The following is a 16,198-nucleotide window of genomic DNA, read 5'->3' on the forward strand; positions in this document are numbered from 1 at the left end:
GACACAGCCAGGCCCGAGCCCGCCGCTCCCACTACAAACATCGAGGGCACAACCCCCAGATGCGGTTGCAGTACTAAGCGTTGTCCCGTTATCGATCTTCGCGGTGTGGCTGGACTGCTGCTCGGTACCGCTGGGCGGCTGCTGATCAGTCGAGACCGAAGGTCAGGACGTCGTCCGGCAGGGTGGGCGTCGGCCAGTCGGGCTCGGACTGCCGGTCCCTCCAGTTCGCCTCAGTTGCGAAGGGCCCGCCAAGCCCCTCGATCATTGCCACCGCTTCCTCGCGGGCTTTCTCCACTGCCCGGTGATCGGCCTCGCTCACCACGCCGAGGCGACGGCCGTGGGCGTACTCGCCCTCGTCCTTCCATTCCCACCGCGACAGGTCAGGCGCTATCACCAGATCCAAGAGGAGGTCGAAGGTGTCGAAGCCCAGGGCCGTGCGGTGCATCGGCCGCTGGAAGTTGACGTACCAATGTGCTAGTCGATGGCCGTTTGAGACGTCGTAGAACGCGTTCACACTGAACCATGCTCCCGACGGAACCCACTGCAGATGCGCCGTGCTGCGCCACGACCAGCGGTCGAGCTGCCAGCTTCCACGGGCGAGGTTCGGCAGGGCCTGGACCCTCACGGCCTCGTCCCCGGTCAGCAGCCACTCGATCCAGGTCGTCGCGGCCAGCACTTCAGCGCCGGGCCGGCACCCCACGACAAGCGCCTCAGCCCCATCCTCAACGACATGGAACGCATGAGCGCTCCACACCTTGTGACGGAACACATCACGTCGAACAGCGGTCTCACCCTGCCGGAACCGTCGCATAGCGCACCTCCCGGTCTCATGACGCGCAGCGCCGTCACGGAGGTTCCGCGTCGGGCCACTCGTTGCCACGGCCGCAATCAGTCCGAGCCCGGGTGCATCACAGTGAGGTGATCTTGGCATGGTGAGGGTGATAATCACAGCGTCGGAGCCATCCTGGATAGCCACGTTCACCGGGCTGAGTCCGCATGCCTTCGGCACGCTGATCAACATGGTGCGTCGGGAGGGCGCCGCGGCACCGCGTCGGGGCCGACCGTGGTCGCTGCCGCTGGAAGACCGGGTGCTCCTGGTCGCCACCTACTGGCGCACTAATCTGACACTCCGTCAGCTCGCGCCGCTCTTCGGCGTCTCGAAGTCCGCGGCCGACCGGATCATTGACCACGTCGGTCCGCTGCTCGCCCTCAAACGCCGACGTCGCTTCCGCAAGGACGCAGTCCTGATTGTGGACGGCACCCTGGTACCCACGCGCGACCACACCGTCGCCGAGCAGTCCAAAAACTACCGGTACTCCACCAACCACCAGGTTGTCATCGACGCAGACAGCCGCATGGTTGTGGTGGTGGGCGAGCCGGTGCCCGGTAACCGCAACGACTGCAAGGCATGGGCCGAGTCTGGGGCCGCGGAGGCGGTCGGCAGGACCACCACGATCGCTGATGGCGGCTACCAGGGCACAGGGCTGGTGGTCCCACACCGCCGCCCAGCCGGCGGTGAGCTGTGTGCGTGGAAGCAGGAACACAACCGCTCCCACAAGCAAGTCCGTGCCCGCGTAGAGCACGTCTTCGCCCGGATGAAGACCTGGAAGATCCTCCGCGACTGCCGACTCAAAGGAAACGGCGTGCATCACGCCATGCAAGGCATCGCCCGGCTGCACAATCTCGCCCTCACCGGATAGGCCAGCGGGCCGGCCGTACGCTACGACCTCGTCCGCACTGCTCCAAAGATCATTGCGGGACAAGCCTTAGGGCCAACCGGCCCGGCAGGCGGGCCTTCGTCTCCGGCAAGCGCAGGCAGAACACCATCAAGACCACCACGATCAGCGATCACCAGGGCCGCACCCTGTGGTCCGGCGCGATGCGTCCCGGCCGGATACCCGACCAGACCTGTGTGCGCACCGAGGGCATTGCCGAGCAGTTCCGCCTGCAGCCCAACGTGAAAGCCGAGGTCGACGAGGGTTACCGGGGACTGGCCAACGAGTTCCCCGACCAGGTCAGCGCCCCGCCGAGAAAACCGAAAGACTTCGACGAGGCGCCGCTGACCGAACGGTACGGGTGGCGCGAGCAGCGGCGTCGTCAGTCCTCCCGACGGATCTGCGTCGAGCACGCCAACGCCGAACACCGGCAATGGCGCACGCTGCAGCGGTACACCGGACGGCGCGAGGACTACAGCGACACACACCGCGATCGCCGCTCCGGTCTCCGACCGCGCCGCCAAGCCGGCCGCCCGGCACAAGCCGAGCACCGAACTCGTGCTCGTCCGCACGACGGCCTGCTGAATCACCCACCAGCCGAACCCCCAGGCCGGCACGGCCTGCCATCAATCGTGAGGCAGCCCGTAAACAGGGAACCCCAGGTGCTCTGTTCATGCGAGTGGTGTTTCGACAGCACTGGGCGGCGCTGTGTGAGTGCGTCAGGCGGGCAGGCTGGCGAGCCAGTCGGTCAGGAGTCGGTTGACCTCGTCGGGGCGTTCTTGCTGGATCCAGTGGCCGCAACCGTCGAGGACGTGGGAGGATACCAGGCCTGGTAGCGTGACCGGGTACGCCTTGATCGCGTCGGCCAGCCATGTCGTGGACGCGTCCAGGCTGCCGCCGATGAACAGGGACGGCTGGGTGATGGGGGCGCCGTCGAAAGCGGCGAGGTCCTCCCAGTCGCGGTCCATGTTCCGGTAGCGGTTGAGTGCTCCCGTCGCGCCGGTGCGTTCGAACTCTCCGGCGTAGACGTCGAGGTCCCGCTCGCTGAGCCATGCGGGCAGTCGGCCGGCGGGGAACCGGTCACGCAGCATCCCGGCCCGGCTGACGAAGTGCGGGTCGGGAGCGCCGGGTGGGGGCATGGTGTCGGCGGACAGGGCCGCGTAGAAGCCCGCGAGCCAGCCGCGTACATCGGGTTCGATCTCGGCCTCGGCACGGCCCGGCTGCTGGAAGTACGAAACGTAAAACTCCTCGCCCCCGCCCATCTGAGCGAAGACGTCACTGGGGCGTGGCCCGCCGCGCGGAGTGTAGGGGACGCTCAGCAGTCCCACTGCGCGGAAGACTTCGGGCTTGAGCAGGGCGGAGTTCGCGGCGATAGTGGCGCCCCAGTCGTGGCCGATGATCACCGCCGACTCCTCGCCCAGGGCGTCCACCACCGCGACGTTGTCCCCCACGAGATCAAGCATCCGGTACGCATCCACCGCGGCCGGCTTGGAAGAGCGGCCGTAGCCGCGGACGTCGATGGCGACCGCCCGGTATCCCGCTGCCGCCAGCGCCGGCAACTGGTTGCGCCAGGAGTACAAGGACTCCGGGAAGCCGTGGACGAGCAGCACCAGCGGCCCAGCTCCCTGCTCCGCGAGGTGAATCCGGCCTCCCGGCGAGGACACCACCCGGTGTGTGATCTCCGCGACCTGATGCGTCATGCAAATCCTCCCCGACCGTCGGTCTGCTGTGCCGCGGAACGGCCCCCTTGCGCCGTTCCGCCAGCTCAACGCCGATCCTGCGGAAGACCCCGGCCAGAAGACGAGATTGTTTGCCGATTCGGCAAACGCGACCCTGGGCGATGGGACCGAAACGGTCAGTTGTCCGCCCATGAGCGCGGCGGCCACAGACAAAGGTGAGCATCCGGCGGCATGACGGACGACGATGCTGTCAGCGCCCGTAGCGCGCCGCCCAGCCGGGCTCTACGCGCTCCTACTCCCGCGTCCACTGGGAGAGGCGGAAGCGGTCGAGGGACCTACTGACCGCCCACCACACGCCGAAGGCGACGGCGACGCCGCCGACCGCGGTCGCGGAGCCCACTGCTGCAGCGGTGGTGGCCGCCAGGTCCGCGGCCGGAGGCGGCGCGGCGATGTCACCGCGGGCGTCCAGCCACACGGTCGTGGTGGCTCCCTGGTGGAGCCAGGCCCGTACCGGCGTGACGCCCGTATGCCCGCCGCCGACACCTGTTCCCCCGACGACCGGGCCGAATGGCATCCGGGCAACCCGGCCTGGGGGCACTGTGACATCACAGCTTTGATCGTCAACGACGTCTTCGGCGGCGATCTCGTGGTCGGGGAGGTGCACCTCGACGGGACCCAGCAGGGTTTCCATTGGTGGAATCGGCTGCCCAGCGGTGTCGAACTCGACCTGACACGCGAGCAGTTCCAGCGTGGACAGACCATCACGGCCGCCCGTGTCGCCGAGCGCCCGCCGGGCCCGCTGCCCCGCCGCTGGGAGGACTACCTCGTCCTGCGCGAGCGCGTCATCAAACACCTCGGTTCGCTTCCGGGGCCTGTCTGAGCGGGCTCGGGTCAACCCGGTCGGCTCAGGCCCGTTGTGGCACGACGGCGATAGGCCCCTGGAGCGCACGTCACCGCATATGGGCGACCAGGAAGTCCGCGCTGCCCGACAGCGTGGTGAGCTGGGATGCGTCCTCGTCCTCGATGCGCACGCCGGACCGTTCACTGAGGACCTCTACGAAGCTCAGGAAGTCCAGCGAGTCCATCTCCAGCACGTCTCGGAACGCGTCGTCGGGCCCCAGAGAGGCGACGTCGGCGTCGGGGATGACGGCGGAGATCGATTCCCTGACCATGTCCAGTGCATCGGTTGGGTTCATGTCTACAGCTGCTCCGGGTTCTGCAGGAGGTGGGTGACCTCCGTGAGGTAGTGGGCGCCAATGGCACCGTCCGTCGCCCGGTGGTCGGCCGACAGGGTGGCCGTGACCACGGGGCGCACGCCCAGCAGCCCGTTGACGGCGCACGGCCGGTCGACAACCCGCCCGAAGCCGACCAGGGCCACCTGTGGCGGGTAGATCACGCCGAAGACGGTTTCCACGCCTTGATCGCCGAGGTTGGTGACCGTGAGCGTGGCGTCGGACACCTCTGACCCGCGCAGCCTGCCTGTACGGGCCCGGGTGACCAGGTCCTTCAGTGCTGCCATCAGCTGCGGGAGCGCCAGGGTGTCGGCGTCGTGCAGAGCGGGGGCGACGAGCCCTCCGCCGCGCAGGGACACGGCCACGCCGAGGTGGATGCCCTCAGCTGCGGTGAAGTGGTCGTCGGTCCAGAAGCCGTTGAGCTCGGGGACCTCCCGGGCCGCCAGGGCCGCCGCCTTGAGCAGCAGGGCTGCGGGGAGCAGTCGGTCGCCGACCTGGCTGTGCCGGTTGTGCTCGTGCAGCCAGTCCATCGCGGCAGCCATGTCCACGATGGTGGAGAGGTAGTAGTGGGGGATCTCCCGGTTGGCGCGGCTCATCAGGCCGGCGATCGCCTGGCGCATGGCCGCCACCCGCTCTTCGGACGGACGCGCCACAGAAGGCCGTACGGCGGAAAGACGTACCCGGGCGGCGGGCGGGGGCGGGGCTGCCGGGCCGAGGGCCGCCCGGCGTATGTCCGCGGCACGGATGGCCGACTCCTTGCCCGTCCCCCGCACCATGGTCAGATCGACGCCCAGTTCGGCAGCGAGGCGCCGGGCGAGGGGGGTGGCGCGCACGCGCGGTGGCCGGGCGGCGGCCTGGGCAGCCGCTTTCTCAACATCTGTCCGGGTGACGCGTCCTCCGGGTCCGGAGCCGTGCAGCGCCTGCAGGTCGACGCCGCTGCGCTCTGCGAGATGCCGGGCCAGAGGGCCTGCTTCGATACTGCCGGGTTGCCGAGCGGCGGGCGGTGCCGGCACCGGGACCGAGACGGTTTCGGGTGGCGGGGGCGGGGGCTCGGGGGGTTTGCTCTTCTCTGATGCGTGACGGACCGGCACTCGTTCCTCGGCCGGATCGATCAAGGCGAGCGGCGTGCCCACCGGCACTGTGGTGCCGGGTGCGACGAGTAGTTCAGTCATGGTCCCGGTTTCGAAGCACTCCACCTCGATCGTCGACTTCGCGGTTTCGACGACCGCGACCGGGTCGCCCTTGTGGACGGAGGCACCGGGTCCCACCAGCCATTCCACGAGCGTGCCCTCGTCCATGTCGGCGCCGAGGGATGGCATGGTGAACTCGGCCATGGTCAGTCCACCGCCCGGTGGGCCGCAGCGACGATGCCGGCGGTCTGCGGCAGGGCGGCCTCCTCCAGCCGCCGGGCGTACGGCATGGGCACCTCCGCGCTGCACACCCGCTCGACGGGCGCGTCCAGGTCGTAGAACGACCCTTCGGCGATGCGGGCGGACACCTCGGCGGCGAGACTTCCCGTCCGCCATGCCTCGTCGATGACCACCGCACGGTGGGTGCGAGTCACAGTGGCGGTGATGGCCGCGTCGTCGAGGGGGCGCAGCATGCGCAGGTCGAGCACCTCGGCGCTGATGCCCTCCGCCGCCAGTTCGTCCGCTGCCGCAAGCGCCTTGGGGAGCGAACCGCCGTACGTGATCAGGGAGATGTCGGTGCCGGGGCGGCGGATCGCGGCGTGGTCGAGGTCTACGGGGGCGGTGGGCGGGAGGAGTTCGCCGGAGACGTTGTAGAGGCTGCCGTGCTCGAAGATCAGCACGGGGTCGGGGTCGGCGAGTGCTGGGGCCAGCATGTGGCGGGCGTCCTCCAGGGTGGCGGGGGCGAGGACACGGATGCCGGGGATGTGCGCGTACCAGCCCTCCAGGCTGTGGGAGTGCTGTGCGGCGAGCTGCCGTCCGGCGCCCGTGGTCATGCGGATGACCAGCGGTACGGGCAGCTGGCCGCCCGACATGTGCAGGAGGGTGGCGGCGTTGTTGAGGATCTGATCCAAGGCGAGCAGGCTGAAGTTGACGGTCATGATCTCGACGATCGGCCGCATCCCGGCCAGGGCGGCGCCGATCCCGGCGCCCACGAACGCGGACTCCGAGAGCGGGGTGTCGCGGACGCGTTCGGGGCCGAACTCCTCCAGCAGGCCGAGACTGACGCCGAAGCAGCCGCCGTACCGGCCCACGTCCTCGCCCATGAGGAAGACACGGTCGTCGGAGCGCAGGGCCTCGCGGAGCGCCTCGCGCATCGCCTCCCGGTAGGTGGTTTTCGCCTCGCGCGTTCCGCCGACGCCGGCCATGGTCAACTCACCACCTCCGCCGAGGAACTGGTGACATGGCGGAGCAGATGCTCGACCGGCTCCTCGGGTGCCTGCTCGGCCGCCTCCACGGCCTGGTCGATCTGCTCGGTGATCCGCTGGTCGATCCGCGTCAGTTCCTTGTCGCCCAGCTCACCGCTCGCACGCATGCGGTCCGTGAGCAGGCCGATTGGGTCCCGTTCTTTCCACCGCTCGACCTCCGCCTTGTCGCGGTAGCGATCCGGGTCGTACATCGAGTGGGCGCGGAAGCGGTACGTGCGCAACTCCAGGAAGTGCGGCCCGGTGCCGGCCCGAATGCCCTCCACGGCCCGACGGGCGGCCTGTTCGACGGCCTCGACGTCCATCCCGTCCACGGCCCAGGCGGGCATGCCGTAGGAGGCGGCGCGCATGGCCAGGTCGGTCTGCGCGTGCTCCCGGGCGAGCGCGGTGCCCATGGCATAGAGGTTGTTCTCGCAGACGAGCAGCAGCGGCAGACCCCACAGGGCCGCCAGGTTCGCCGTCTCGTGGAACTCGCCCTCGGCGAAGGCCCCGTCGCCGAAGAAGCAGCAGGTGACACGGGGCAGTGAGCGCATCCGGTCGGCGAGCGCGAGTCCCGCGGCGAGCGGGAGCCCGCCGGCGACGATCGCGCTGCCGCCGTAGAAGCGGCGGCTCGCGTCGAACAGATGCATCGATCCGCCCCGCCCGCCGCTGCACCCGGTCGTCCTGCCGAACATCTCCGCCATCACGGCCTCCGCCGTGAGCCCACGGGCCAGGGCGTGGCCGTGTTCACGGTAGGTGGAGACCACAGCGTCCTCGACCGTCAGTGCCTCGTTGACGCCGACAGCGACGGCCTCCTCGCCGATGTACAGGTGGACGAAGCCGCGGATCTTCGCGGCGCTGTACAGCTCGACGCACCGTTCCTCGAAGCGCCGGATGCGCAGCATCGCCTCCAGCAGGTCGGTCCGGTGCCCGGCGGCGGCCCCTCGCCCGGCCGGAGGTCCGGCACTCGCGTTCCGCCTGGCCGTTCTGGCGGTCTTGGCCGTCGCGGCCTTCTTGTCTGCCTTCGAAGGCGCCGAGTCCTTCCGCGTGCGGGTGGGACGGGCCACGCTCATGCGGATCCCTCCAACGTCGACAAGTCGCCTACAGGTAGGCCGAGTTCACGCGCGCGCAGCAGACGGCGCATCACCTTCCCGCTGCGGGTCTTGGGCAGGTTCTGGTCGAACGCGATCTCCCTGGGAGCGACGGCCGGGCCCAGCCTGCGACGGCCGAAGGCCAGCAGCTCCCGCTCCAGGTCCGGAGTCGGCTCGACCCCGGGCCGCAGTGACACGAACGCCTTGACGACGTTCCCGGCGACCGGGTCCGGCCGTCCGATCACCCCGGCCTCGGCCACCGCCGGGTGCTCCATCAACGCGCTCTCCACCTCGAACGGGCCGATCAGATGCCCCGCCGACTTGATGACGTCGTCAGCACGCCCCACGAACCAGTACCAGCCGTCCGTATCCCGCCGGACCAGGTCTCCGGTCAGGTACCAGCCGCCTGCGAACGCGGTGTCGTAACGCTCCTTGTCGTGCAAATAGCCGCGGAACATCGACGGCCAGCCCGGCCGAAGCGCCAACTCTCCCTCCACATCGGCGCTTTCCACTTCCGTGACCCTGCCGTCGGTGACCAGCGCGCGGCCGTCCTCACCCTGCTTCAGCACAGTCGCCTCGACGCCGGGCAGCGGACGCCCCATCGAACCGGGCCGGATCTCGCAGGCCGCGAAGTTCGCGATCATGATGCAACCGGTCTCCGTCTGCCACCAGTTGTCGTGCACCGGCAGGCCCAGCACGTCCCGGCCCCACACCACGGCCTCCGGGTTCAGGGGCTCGCCGACGGAAGCCATGAAGCGCAGGGCCGACAGGTCGTAGGAGCGCGGCAGGTCGTACGGGCCCTGTCGCGGCGTGGCGCGCATGAGCATGCGCAGAGCCGTGGGGGCCGTGTACCAGACCGCGACCCGCTGTTCGCCGAGAATCCGGTACCAGCGCCGGGCGTCGTAGTCGCCCTCGTCCACGACCACCGTCACGCCGTGGACGAGCGGGGCGGTGATCCCGTACGACATGCCGGTGACCCAGCCGGGATCAGCGGTGCACCAGTACACGTCCTCGGGGTGCAGATCGAGTGCGTACGCGGCCGTGGCATAGTGCGCGACCACCGCCTCGTGGACGTGGACCGCCCCCTTGGGGGTGCCGGTGGTGCCGCTGGTGAAGTGCAGCAGGGCCATGTCCTCGGGCGAGGTCGGCGGGATGGTGAAGGTGTCCGGGGCGGCGGACATCAGCTCGTCGAAGGACGCGGTACCGGGCAGCTCCTCAGCGCCGGGTCCGACGATCAGGACGTGCTTCAGTCCGGGAACCGATGTCCGGCGCTCGGCGACTTTGCGCCGGTACAGAGCCGCCGTGGTGACCAGGACCCGGGCGTCCCCAAGACGCAGCCGCTGCTCCACCGGGTCAGGTCCGAAAGCGGAGAAGAGCGGGCACAGCACGCTGGTGTTCTTCAGCGTGCCCAGTACCGCCGTGTAGAGCTCGGGACAGCGGCCGAGCAGCGTGAACACCCGGTCCCCGTGACCGACGCCGAGCGACCGCAGGACGTTCGCGAAGCGGGACGTACGGCGGGCCAGCTCCATGTACGTGACAGCCGAGACGGAGTCGTCCCGGGCGACGCACCGCAACGCGACCTTGTCCGCGTGGCCCGAGGCCGCGTGCCGGTCGACCGCCTCGTGGGCCATGTTGATCCCGCCGCCGGGCAGCCCGGCCAGCGCGGCGCGCGCCTGCGACCAGGTGAAGGTGGCACAGGTCCGGTCGTAGTCGGTGAGACGGGGCGGCACGACCGGTGGGGTGTCCTTGCGGATCGTTTCCCAGTGCATGGGGCTCCTCCCGGCACTGCCTCTGCTCTCCAGAGTCGCCGAGGCCCGCGCGGGCCGCATGCTGGCTGGAGGGCACCGCCCGACGCGACGAGCGCCGGCATGCCGGCTGGCGCTGATGGAGCCGAGGGCCGCCCGCTTCTTGCGGGCCCTCATTGCACGGTGCGCGGTTTCGCTCCGTTCCACCGTGTCTCCTGGTGGCCCTCGGCTCAATTCCATGCCACCGCAACTCGCCGCTAAGGTGTAGGGCCGAACGGTACCGGCCGAAGGACCGGGCGGCCCGTCCGGGCTCCTGCCGGTGTCTCACTCGCGGTGCAGCACGACCTTGAGGGCGCCTGTGGCGGGGCCGTGGGAGAACACGTCGTAGGCGTCCTGCATCCGGTCGAGGGCCAGAGTCTGGGTGACCAACCTGGAGACCTGCAGGCGTCCGTACCTCACCAGTTCCATCAGCCAGGGTGTGGAGGACGTGTCCACCTGGCCGGTGCTGATCGTCACGTTCTTGCGCCAGAGGGATTCGAGGTGGAGGGTGGCGGGTCTGCCGTGCGCGCCGATGGTGGCGATGTGCCCTCCCGTGCGGACGGCGCGGGTGCTCAGGACGAAGCCGTCCGGTTCACCTGATGCCTCGATGACCACATCGGCGCCGTGTCCCTCGGACAGTTCGGCGATCATCTTCCCCGGTAGTTCGGCGGCATCGGCGCCTATGTGGAGGGCTGCTTCCAGCCGTGCGGCGGAATGGTCCACCACGATGGTCCGGCGGGGCGAGAAGAGCCGCGAGACAATCACCGCGGCGAGCCCGACGGGGCCCGCGCCCACCACCACGACGAGGTCTCCAGGGCTCACATGCCCGTTCCGCACGCCGACCTCGTAGGCGGTGGGGAGGACCTCGGAGAGCAGAACCGCGTCATCGAGCGGCAGGTTCGACGGCAGTCGGTGGGTGGAGAAGTCGGCGAAGGGCACCCGCACCAGTTCAGCCTGGGTCCCGTTGATCAGACTCCCGAGTATCCGCCCGCCGCCCCCGCAGCACTGTCCGAGCACGGTGTCGCGGCATGCCTGGCAGTGGCCGCAGGCCGAGACGGACGACACGATCACCTGATCCCCGGGGCGCAGGTCGTGGACGTCGCCACCGACTTCCACGACTTCGCCGACGGCCTCGTGGCCGAGGACCGTTCCCGGCTTCACCTCGGGAAGGTCTCCCCGCAGAATGTGCAGATCACTGCCACAGATGGTCGTCGCGTCGACACGGACGACCGCGTCGGTGGCCTCCTCGATCACGGGATCGGGGACCATGTCCCAGGAGGCTTGGGCGGGGCCGTGGTAGACGAGTGCTCGCATGGGTACCCACTCCCTCGCTGCCTTCCCTTCACCGTCACCCGCGAAGGACTGCCGGGCAACACAGACCTTGCCGCCGCCGTGTCCCCGTTTCAGTCGTGAGGGACGACGGCGACGGGGCAGCGGGCGTGGTGGATGGCCGCGTGGGTCACGGGGCCCAGGCGCGGCGCCGGGACGCGATGGTGTCTGCGCCGGCCGACCACCAGCAGCCCGGCGCCTTCGGCGGCTTGTACGACGGCCTTGGCGGGGCTTTCCAGAGCGATGCTGTCGGTAACCTCCACGTGCGGAAACTTCTCGCGCCAGGGGCCGAGCGCCTTGCTGAGCCGCTTGTGCGTGTCCTGTCTGATTTCTTCGGTGATGTTGTGGTCAACGCCCCAGGGCACGTGGGCGTGGAGTGGTACGGCATGGCCATGGACGGCTCGGAGGGGCAGGCGCCTCGCAGCGGCGGTGCTGAAGGCGAAGTCGAGCAGATCGTCGCAGGATCCGTGCAGTTTCAGGGCCACGACCACGCTGCCTGTGTGTGCCGACGGCGGACCCTCATGAAGGTTCTCGGCACGGACCAGCACCACCGGCCGCTCTGCCCGCGCCACGACGGGCATGCTGATGTCCCCCAGGAAGTAACTCGCCACGGGCTCCAGCCCGCGCGAACCGAGCACGATCATCTCGGACTCCGACGCCGCCTGGAGCAGCGCGTGCTCGGCGTCGTCGGCGACCAGGTTGCCGACAACGGACAGGCCCGGATGGCGCGCCTCAAGCTCCGCCCGCGCGGTGTGCACCAGACGCTTCGCCCAGTAGTTCTGATCGACCTCCGCGGGGACGCGGGCCGGTTCCGGAGCCAGCATCGGCCACGCGTGCAGCAAGCGCAGGGTGAGCTTGCGCCGCTCGGCCTCGTCGGCTGCCCAACGAGCTGCGGCCAGACTCTCCGGTGAGCCGTCGAGGCCCACGGTCACGGCTGGTTGCATGGCGACTGCCTCCGTCTCGTACGAAGCTGGAATGGCGGTGAACGAGTCCGCTCGTCCGCGGACAGTGCCTTCGCGGTGAGCAGGAAGCTTCTGACAGCGCGGAGTGCGGATTCGAGGAGCACGTAACAGATGTGAGGCGTACTTCGAGGAGTACCCCAAACCTCCCCGTGGCGCATGCGGACCGGCATGGAATGCGGCCCGGAGACATGGAGACCGGCACGAGAGGAGACCGGGGCAGTGACGATTCCCCTGGTGGTCGGCATCGACGGATCGGAGACGAGCCTGGAGGCCGTGGACTGGGCCGCCGACGAGGCCGCCCGGCACGGAGTACCGCTCCACCTCGTGCACGCGGCGACGCCGACCCAGGACACCTCCAAGCTGGTCACCGCCGCTACGGACCGTGCCCGGAAGGGCGCCCCCACGGTGCCGCTGTCCAGCGAGGTGCTGCACGAGGACCCGGCCTCGGCCCTGGTCGGCAAGGGACGCAACGCCTTCGCGCTTGTACTCGGCTCCCGCGGGCTCGGCGACCTCGCCGGGATGCTGCTGGGTTCGGTCAGCCTGGCTGTGGCGGCACGAGCGGACTGTCCGGTCGTCGTGGTGCGCGGCGCTGCGGAGCACCGGGACGGCCGGTTCGGGAGCGTCGTCGTCGGTGTCGAGGACGGGGAGGGCAGCGGCACGGCGGTGCAGTTCGCGTTCCGCGAGGCCCAGGTGCGGCGCTGTCGGCTGGTGGCTGTGCACGCCTGGAGCACGCCGTTCGGTGCTCCCACGAGACCTCCGCCCCCGGTGTGGTACGCCCTTGAGGCCCACCGTCGCCCGCCGGCCCAGGTGCTCGACGACGCCCTGAGCGACGTTGCCGAGCGGTACGGCGACGCACCCGTGAGCCGCCGGGTGGTCGAGGGACCGGCCCGGCAGGCCCTGCTGGAGGCCGCTTCGGATGCCGATCTGCTCGTCGTCGGGGCGCATCGGCGGCACGGGCATCGAGGCCTGCAACTGGGCCTGATCAATCACGCGGTCCTGCATCACGCACCGTGCCCGATCGCGGTCGTACCCCAGATCTGACCATCGGACCCGCCCATCAGGGACCTTCGGCCCCTGTGACCAGATGACATTGACCATGGCGAGACTCTCAGGAAGGGACGGTGGCGACCGTGCGAGCCCACCTCGGCGATCGACTCGTCGTCGAAAGCCCGACGACCGGCGCGACCAGGCGCGACGGCGAGATCGTCGGACTCCATCACGCTGACGGAACACCCCCCTACGAGGTGCGCTGGTCGGACACGCACGAGGTGACCCTCGTGTTCCCCGGGCCCGACGCGCACGTCCACCCCGTCGAGCACGAGGCTCCCTGGCCGGGCACGAGCAAAGCGGGTGCCGTGTCGGCTACGGCCCCGCCCAAGCGGGCGTCCAACCCCGGCGACATCGGCCGGCGTGTGGCCGTCGAACGCCGGCGGAAGGGGCTCTCCCTGGCGGACACGGCTCGCCGCGCCCGCATAGCGCCGGAATACCTGGCGTACCTGGAGGAGCAGCCGGCCGATCCCACCACGATGACCCTCATCAACCTGGCCGACGCGCTGGGCACCACCGCCGCGGCTCTGCGCGGAGGCGGCGTCGAGCTGCCGCCGGGCCAGGGCCACGCGCTGCTGCACCCTCAGCTGCGCGACCTCAGCCCGGAGGAGTGCCGCGCCCGGCTGTCCACGCACGGTGTGGGGCGCATCGCGGTGTCGACGCCGGACGGACCGGCGGTCGTCCCGGTCAACTACCAGGTCGTCGACGACACGATTGCCTTCCGGACCGCACCGCACTCCGTGCCCGCCGCAGCCGTGGGAGCGGACGTCGCCTTCGAGGTCGACCATGTGGACGATGCCATGAGCCAGGGCTGGAGCGTGCTCGTCGTCGGCCCCGCCCGGGTCGTCACGGAGCCCGACGCCGTGCGGCGGCTGACGGAATCGGCCCACACCGAGCCGTGGGCGGGCGGCCCACGCGAGATGTGGGTGTCGATCCGGCCCACGCGCATCACAGGCCGCCGTATCACCCCCGCGGATCGGTGAAGATCACTTCTACCGATCACTGAAGGGTAATACCGGTCGCGGTCCGGTTCCAGCGACCGTCGACTCGTGAGGGGAGGCTCCGGTGAGCCGACACGAACCGTCCGAAGAACGTGTGGCAGACCTGGTCCACGACGCCACGGCCGCCCCGTCGATGCACAACGCCCAACCATGGCACTTCCGCTACTTCCAGGACAGCCGCACCTTCCACGTGCGCGCCGACCTCACGCGCGCCATCCCGCACTCCGACCCCGACAACCGTGCCCTTCACCTCGGCTGCGGCGCCGCCCTGCTCAACCTCAGGGTCGCGGTGGTCCACGAAGGGTGGTACCCGGTGACCCGGCTGATGCCCGATCCGAGCGACCCGGCTTTGCTCGCCACCGTGCAGCTGACCGGCCTCGGGGGTGACGAGAGCCATCTCGGCGTGCTGTATCCGGCGATTCACCAGCGGCACACCAGCCGCTTCCCGTTCGAGGAGACGGAGATCCCGGAAGGCTTGAGGAGCGCTCTCGGTGACGCCGCTCGCCGTGAGGGCGCGGTTCTGACCTTCCCCGCCTCATGGCATCTGCAGGAGGTTCTGGAACTGCTCGCCGAAGCCGAGGCGCGCAACCTCACCGACCGCGGCGCCGACCAGGACCTGTCGCAATGGACCCGCGCCGGCGCCCCACCGGCGAACACAACCGCTGAGGGAGTCCCGGACTACGCTTTCGGGCCGCGCAAGCTGGGAGGCAAGGCTCCCATGCGGGACTTCGCCGGCCCCCGGGTGGTGGTGGGGCGTGGCGCCGCAGAGTTCGAACGAACTCCGCAGCTTGCCCTCATCAGCACGGCCCACGACCATCCGGAGGACTGGCTGCGCGCCGGCCAGGCCATGGAACGCGTCCTGCTTCTGGCCACCCACGAGGGCCTGTCCAGCTCGTTTGCCACCCAGGCTCTGGAGTGGACCGACCTGCGCTGGCCGCTGCGCGACCCGGTTTCCGGAACGGGCCACACCCAGGTGGTACTGCGCCTGGGCTACGGTCCCAAGGGGCCCAGCACGCCACGCCGCCCAGTGACGGAGGTACTCGACATCCTGCCCTGACCCGCCTGTGGCGGCCCCGCCGACGGACTTGTCAGGACGTGTCCTCCGGTCCGGCCGGCGCGTCGGAGGACTCGTCGGGTTCGCCGGTGAGGTGAGTCCGGACGTCCACAACGCCTTCCACGGCGCGGGTGAGGCGTGCGGCGACCCAGACGAGAGAGGTGTCGCGGACCCGTCCGCGCAGGGTGACGATCCCCTCGCGGACGTTCACGTGGATGGCATGGCTCAGAGCGGGGAACAAGTACGACACGACGGTGCGGCGGACTTCCTCCTCGATGTCCTCGTCCGGCCGCAGGAAAACCTTCAGCAGGTCGGCGCGGCTGACGATGCCCTGCAACCGGTCCTCGTCGTCGACCACGGGCAACCGCTTGACGTGCTTCACAGCCATGATCCGAGCTGCCTGGGCCAGCGTGACGTCCGGGTGAACCGTGACCGCGGGGGTACTCATGAGCTCCCCGGCGGTCACGCCCCCCGCCTTGGCAAGGTCCGACAGGCGCCGTTTCTGCTCGGCGCGGGTGAGGTCGCGGTCCCGGAACTCTTCCTTGGGCAGCAGGTCCGCCTCGGACACCACACCGATGACCCGCCCGTCGCCCTCCAGCACTGGCAGGGCACTGGCCCTCCACTCCCCCATGGTCCGGACGATCTCCTTGAAACGCGCGTGGCGTCCGACGGCCACCACGGGCACGGTCATCACGTCGCTCACGATGTGCGGAGTGTCAGGCATGCCATGCTTCCTCCCCGGCCTCGCTCGCGGAAGGCGCGCCGCGTGTCCCACGGTTCCGCTCGGCCGTATGACTCCACCCTCGCCGCGAACCGGCGTACCGCAACCCGGGCCGTACGGCTCCGGTCCGAGGGCCGGTCCGCGTGTCGCGGTGGATCGTGGGCGGTGCGACGGTATTCACAGGGGGATCAGCGGCCGGGCAGGAAGGCGGT

General features: G+C 69.9%; 17 protein-coding genes. 6 read left to right on the plus strand and 11 right to left on the minus strand.

The genetic code is table 11. The annotated features are described in order from the left end of the window. Positions 1 to 145: 145 nt before the first annotated feature. The gene (locus tag LE548_RS38065; RefSeq protein ID WP_225101626.1) at positions 146 to 811 is read right to left on the minus strand and encodes a DUF402 domain-containing protein; all 666 of its coding nucleotides are present in this window, start codon (positions 809 to 811) and stop codon (positions 146 to 148) included. A 121-nt stretch (positions 812 to 932) separates the two neighbouring features. Here LE548_RS38065 and LE548_RS38070 point away from each other — a divergent pair, with 121 nt between their 5' ends. Both LE548_RS38070 and LE548_RS38075 read left to right on the plus strand, forming a co-directional pair. Continuing rightward, positions 933 to 1,700 (plus strand): transposase, encoded by a 768-nt coding sequence (locus LE548_RS38070; protein ID WP_225101677.1) that lies wholly within the window; start codon positions 933 to 935, stop codon positions 1,698 to 1,700. After that, positions 1,697 to 2,551: a transposase family protein gene (locus LE548_RS38075; RefSeq protein ID WP_225101678.1), complete on the plus strand. Its 855-nt coding sequence runs from the start codon at positions 1,697 to 1,699 to the stop codon at positions 2,549 to 2,551. Before LE548_RS38070 ends, LE548_RS38075 begins: the two co-directional genes overlap by 4 nt. On the opposite strand, the gene LE548_RS38080 is transcribed toward LE548_RS38075, so the two are convergent. Next, positions 2,435 to 3,415: an alpha/beta fold hydrolase gene (locus tag LE548_RS38080; protein ID WP_225101627.1), complete on the minus strand. Its 981-nt coding sequence runs from the start codon at positions 3,413 to 3,415 to the stop codon at positions 2,435 to 2,437. The genes LE548_RS38075 and LE548_RS38080 overlap by 117 nt on opposite strands. Before the next feature lie 271 nt (positions 3,416 to 3,686). Next, positions 3,687 to 3,869 (minus strand): hypothetical protein, encoded by a 183-nt coding sequence (locus LE548_RS38085; RefSeq protein WP_225101628.1) that lies wholly within the window; start codon positions 3,867 to 3,869, stop codon positions 3,687 to 3,689. A gap of 51 nt (positions 3,870 to 3,920) precedes the next feature. Between LE548_RS38085 and LE548_RS38090 the strand changes: the two genes are divergently transcribed. Beyond that, positions 3,921 to 4,274 carry a hypothetical protein gene (locus tag LE548_RS38090; protein WP_225101679.1) on the plus strand — a complete coding sequence of 118 codons (354 nt, stop codon included), beginning with the start codon at positions 3,921 to 3,923 and terminating at the stop codon, positions 4,272 to 4,274. 70 nt (positions 4,275 to 4,344) lie between these two features. On the opposite strand, the gene LE548_RS38095 is transcribed toward LE548_RS38090, so the two are convergent. The 7 genes from LE548_RS38095 to LE548_RS38125 all read right to left on the minus strand — a co-directional run bounded on the left by LE548_RS38095 (position 4,345) and on the right by LE548_RS38125 (position 12,145). Continuing rightward, entirely contained in the window at positions 4,345 to 4,590 is a 246-nt protein-coding gene (locus tag LE548_RS38095) for an acyl carrier protein (RefSeq protein ID WP_225101629.1), read from the minus strand. A 2-nt stretch (positions 4,591 to 4,592) separates the two neighbouring features. Beyond that, positions 4,593 to 5,960 (minus strand): 2-oxo acid dehydrogenase subunit E2, encoded by a 1,368-nt coding sequence (locus LE548_RS38100; RefSeq protein ID WP_225101630.1) that lies wholly within the window; start codon positions 5,958 to 5,960, stop codon positions 4,593 to 4,595. A gap of 2 nt (positions 5,961 to 5,962) precedes the next feature. Next, complete coding sequence (locus LE548_RS38105) at positions 5,963 to 6,961, minus strand: alpha-ketoacid dehydrogenase subunit beta (RefSeq protein WP_225101631.1); 999 nt, start codon at positions 6,959 to 6,961, stop codon at positions 5,963 to 5,965. 2 nt (positions 6,962 to 6,963) lie between these two features. Then, positions 6,964 to 8,070, minus strand: coding sequence for a pyruvate dehydrogenase (acetyl-transferring) E1 component subunit alpha (gene pdhA / locus LE548_RS38110; protein WP_225101632.1), 1,107 nt, complete (start codon positions 8,068 to 8,070; stop codon positions 6,964 to 6,966). Beyond that, positions 8,067 to 9,857 (minus strand): acetate--CoA ligase, encoded by a 1,791-nt coding sequence (gene acsA / locus LE548_RS38115; RefSeq protein ID WP_225101633.1) that lies wholly within the window; start codon positions 9,855 to 9,857, stop codon positions 8,067 to 8,069. Before acsA ends, pdhA begins: the two co-directional genes overlap by 4 nt. A 300-nt stretch (positions 9,858 to 10,157) precedes the next feature. After that, entirely contained in the window at positions 10,158 to 11,186 is a 1,029-nt protein-coding gene (locus LE548_RS38120; RefSeq protein ID WP_225101634.1) for an alcohol dehydrogenase catalytic domain-containing protein, read from the minus strand. Positions 11,187 to 11,275: 89 nt separating this feature from the next. After that, entirely contained in the window at positions 11,276 to 12,145 is an 870-nt protein-coding gene (locus LE548_RS38125; RefSeq protein WP_225101635.1) for a universal stress protein, read from the minus strand. Between the two features lie 237 nt (positions 12,146 to 12,382). On the opposite strand from LE548_RS38125, the gene LE548_RS38130 reads away from it, so the two are divergent. The 3 genes from LE548_RS38130 (at position 12,383) to LE548_RS38140 (ending at position 15,268) form a co-directional block, all read left to right on the plus strand. Beyond that, positions 12,383 to 13,204 (plus strand): universal stress protein, encoded by an 822-nt coding sequence (locus LE548_RS38130; RefSeq protein WP_225101636.1) that lies wholly within the window; start codon positions 12,383 to 12,385, stop codon positions 13,202 to 13,204. An 89-nt stretch (positions 13,205 to 13,293) separates the two neighbouring features. Next, on the plus strand, positions 13,294 to 14,193 hold the full coding sequence (locus tag LE548_RS38135; RefSeq protein WP_225101680.1) for a pyridoxamine 5'-phosphate oxidase family protein: 900 nt from the start codon (positions 13,294 to 13,296) through the stop codon (positions 14,191 to 14,193). Positions 14,194 to 14,344: 151 nt separating this feature from the next. Further along, positions 14,345 to 15,268, plus strand: a complete 924-nt coding sequence (locus LE548_RS38140) for a nitroreductase family protein (protein WP_225101681.1) — start codon at positions 14,345 to 14,347, stop codon at positions 15,266 to 15,268. A gap of 31 nt (positions 15,269 to 15,299) precedes the next feature. On the opposite strand, the gene LE548_RS38145 is transcribed toward LE548_RS38140, so the two are convergent. Continuing rightward, complete coding sequence (locus LE548_RS38145) at positions 15,300 to 15,989, minus strand: CBS domain-containing protein (RefSeq protein WP_225101637.1); 690 nt, start codon at positions 15,987 to 15,989, stop codon at positions 15,300 to 15,302. Between the last annotated feature and the right edge of the window lie 209 nt (positions 15,990 to 16,198).

The sequence above is a fragment of the Streptomyces sp. CoH27 genome (assembly GCF_020181035.1).
Taxonomy (GTDB): domain Bacteria; phylum Actinomycetota; class Actinomycetes; order Streptomycetales; family Streptomycetaceae; genus Streptomyces; species Streptomyces camelliae.